We start from the raw sequence: 2,637 nt of genomic DNA on the forward strand, positions 1-2,637 counted from the left end.
AACTGGTATGCCTATGTGAGCAACAACCCCGTGAAGTATGTCGACCCGACGGGGAAGGTAGATGTCTACTATGGATATAGCTGGACTTCTGCAAACCGCGTAGGAGGTCAGTATGTTACACAGAATACGGCCCGCGATGCGGATATGTATCAGCAGGGTGGTGGTGGACCTTACAGTCTCAACGTTGGCCCCTATACAACTTGGTGTAATCAGGCAACGTTTGATATTGCGGAGAAGACTGGATTTGACACAACTGACATGTACGGAGGTAAAGATAGAGGTTTCGTTACTGCGAATGATGCAGCTAGAAACCTTTCGCTAACGCAAGCATCGACATACTCAGAGCTACTTGAAGTAAGTGGAGGGCAAGCCCAGGCACTGGCGGATAAGGGTTATACCGTAATTGCTGCCTGGGAGAATAAGAACGGCGGATCTGGGCATATAGCTACGGTGCGAGCTTATGAGGAATATACCGATGAAGATGGACCCACAGTCTCAAATGTGGGACAATGGAATAGCATTCTGTCTGTGCGTGACGCCTTTGCTGTTAAGGAAGGGGGTGCATCGTCGATGGATGATATAAAGTACTACTACGATCCAAATCAGAAGTTTGAAGACTAACTATAGCTATGGGGGCTCCCGATGAAAACTAACAAAGGCCTTCTCTACCTTTTAGCCTTTGCCCTATTTTTTTCTGTAGGGTGTGAGAAGAGAAACAATGAAAAACAAATAAGTGGATCGGAGGAGTCAATCGAGGAAAGTGTCAAAGAAATCGTAGTAGAAGAGGTACCGAGGAAACCTGAGGAGCCTTTGAGCGTTGAAGATTATATCACCTGGAATTATCCAGAATTCAGCATATTTAAAGCTATTCCATCAAACGTGCTACCCGATATCGAAGAAGAATACATGGTATTCTTAAAACATCCTAACCGTTACGCAAGAGAAATTCCTCCGATATATAGTATTGCGAGATTTCTTTGTGTCTATGTTGATGATGGCAAGACGCAAGAATATTTGATACCTACGGAATCGATTGGCTATGCTGAAGAGGTGTTAGAAGTCATTCTATCGTATGAGGCAGATTATGGGCCTTGGCTTGATTACTGCTACCTACCAGATGTCGATGGGGATGGAGTGCAAGAGCTAGTTACTTTTAGTCTTACGGGGATTTTTTTCCGGATGGATGTTTGGAAGTTCCAAGATGGTGAATTCCAAAGTATTACTGAAGAGCAATTATATATAACACCTCAAAGCAACTAAAGCCCGTTCCATCCCTAAAGCATACCCCCACAAAGAAAAACTAAGCACTTTTTCCCCTCCCCATAAAAACTTCCTTGTTTCTTCAAAAGAAACACACATACTTAGTTGCAATGCCCAGAAACAAGGAAGTAAACAATGCTTAAGTACAAAGTAATCCCAAGAAAAAACCCATCAGATAGAATCCTGGCCGACAAGTATTACGCATCCATTATATACAATTCCAAAATAGACATAGATATCTTAGCCGATAGAATAGGACGCAATACCACACTAAGCAAATCCGACATCATCGGGGTATTAGTAGCCTTAGAAGAAGAGATTGTAGATGTACTTAGGACAGGCTCCTATGTAGAGCTCGGTGAGCTTTGCTCGTTCTATCCTGCTATTAAAAGCTCTGGAGCCGTTAGCGCCAACGACTATAACGCAGCAACAAACATCACAAGGAAGTACATCCGTGTACAGGCTAAAAAGCATATGGAGGATAGTATGCTTAACGTAGCCGTACAAAAAGTATAAGAAAACTACTTAACAACTAAACCAACCACTACACCACCAGCAATACCCCCAACAATAACAGCAGTTTTAATCTGCTCCCTCCTGTTGATAACCTTCAATTCGCTCAGTAAGTCCTTGGATGCTTTCAAGTTCACTTCTAGTTTGTCCGTGTAGTTCTTTGTCCTCTTCAATGACTCTCCCGAGTTCACCAGCAAGCCTTTGGCTTTTCTGCAACTCGTTCTTCGCTTCCATCAATTGCCCTTGAAGCGTTAGCAATGTTACCTCTTGCTCGTTCAAGTTCTCGCTCTGTTTCAATGAGATTGTTTCTAGCTTCGCTAAGCGCTCTTTGAGCTTCTTCCAATCGTTCTCTAAAATTACTATATCCTCTCCATAGGAAGGATGAGAGAAGAATAGCAAGAATAAAAAGAACAAGATCGAGTATCGGTATTCTAACATGTTTCATACTTTGACATTGTTAAGCCCTTCCATTAACGGCACATTTAATTGCTATTGCATAGCACTCTTTCCTGCCCAGTAAAAAGTAAAACTTCGTGAGGAAAGTTAAAAAACATGCTGAGGAAAATTCCCTAAGTCAGTGAGCAAAATATCCAACGGCTAGCAGGCTAGCGATGAATGCAGGCCTGAGTACGTGCCGAAGGCTAGTACTGACCCTGAATAAGGAACTTGCGGCAGAGCCAGAAGGGCCCGAAGGGTGCTTCTGAATTGGCAAGGACTAGCTATATTTCTTAGCGACTATACAGCCCCCGTCCTTTAGCCGTTAGGCTAAAGGCAAGGGGGCAGTGCTTGGCACAGCCCCAGGCCTTAGGAGCTTGAAGCAACAAGCCAAGTGAACAGAATATACGTTATTGTGCGAAGGCGCCC

The 2,637-nt window shown here is 43.6% G+C and carries 5 protein-coding genes; 3 read left to right on the forward strand and 2 right to left on the reverse strand.

From position 1 onward, the window contains the following. The 3 genes from S1OALGB6SA_RS10455 to S1OALGB6SA_RS09905 all read left to right on the forward strand — a co-directional run. The coding region (locus S1OALGB6SA_RS10455) for a hypothetical protein (protein ID WP_503465896.1) at nt 1–621 on the forward strand (621 nt) is incomplete at its 5' end. Between the two features lie 21 nt (nt 622–642). Then, the gene (locus S1OALGB6SA_RS09900; protein WP_124033352.1) at nt 643–1,260 is read left to right on the forward strand and encodes a hypothetical protein; all 618 of its coding nucleotides are present in this window, start codon (nt 643–645) and stop codon (nt 1,258–1,260) included. A 135-nt stretch (nt 1,261–1,395) separates the two neighbouring features. Next, the gene (locus S1OALGB6SA_RS09905; RefSeq protein WP_124033353.1) at nt 1,396–1,776 is read left to right on the forward strand and encodes an HU family DNA-binding protein; all 381 of its coding nucleotides are present in this window, start codon (nt 1,396–1,398) and stop codon (nt 1,774–1,776) included. Nucleotides 1,777–1,781: 5 nt separating this feature from the next. Here the strand turns inward: S1OALGB6SA_RS09905 and S1OALGB6SA_RS09910 are convergent, their stop codons facing one another. Continuing rightward, a complete protein-coding gene (locus S1OALGB6SA_RS09910; protein WP_124033354.1) occupies nt 1,782–1,964 on the reverse strand; it encodes a hypothetical protein in 183 nt (60 codons plus the stop codon). Then, nucleotides 1,961–2,218 carry a hypothetical protein gene (locus S1OALGB6SA_RS09915; protein ID WP_124033355.1) on the reverse strand — a complete coding sequence of 86 codons (258 nt, stop codon included), beginning with the start codon at nt 2,216–2,218 and terminating at the stop codon, nt 1,961–1,963. Before S1OALGB6SA_RS09915 ends, S1OALGB6SA_RS09910 begins: the two co-directional genes overlap by 4 nt. Nucleotides 2,219–2,637 lie beyond the last annotated feature (419 nt).

Source organism: Olavius algarvensis spirochete endosymbiont (assembly GCA_900608495.1).
Lineage (GTDB): Bacteria > Spirochaetota > Spirochaetia > DSM-2461 > DSM-2461 > UBA2779.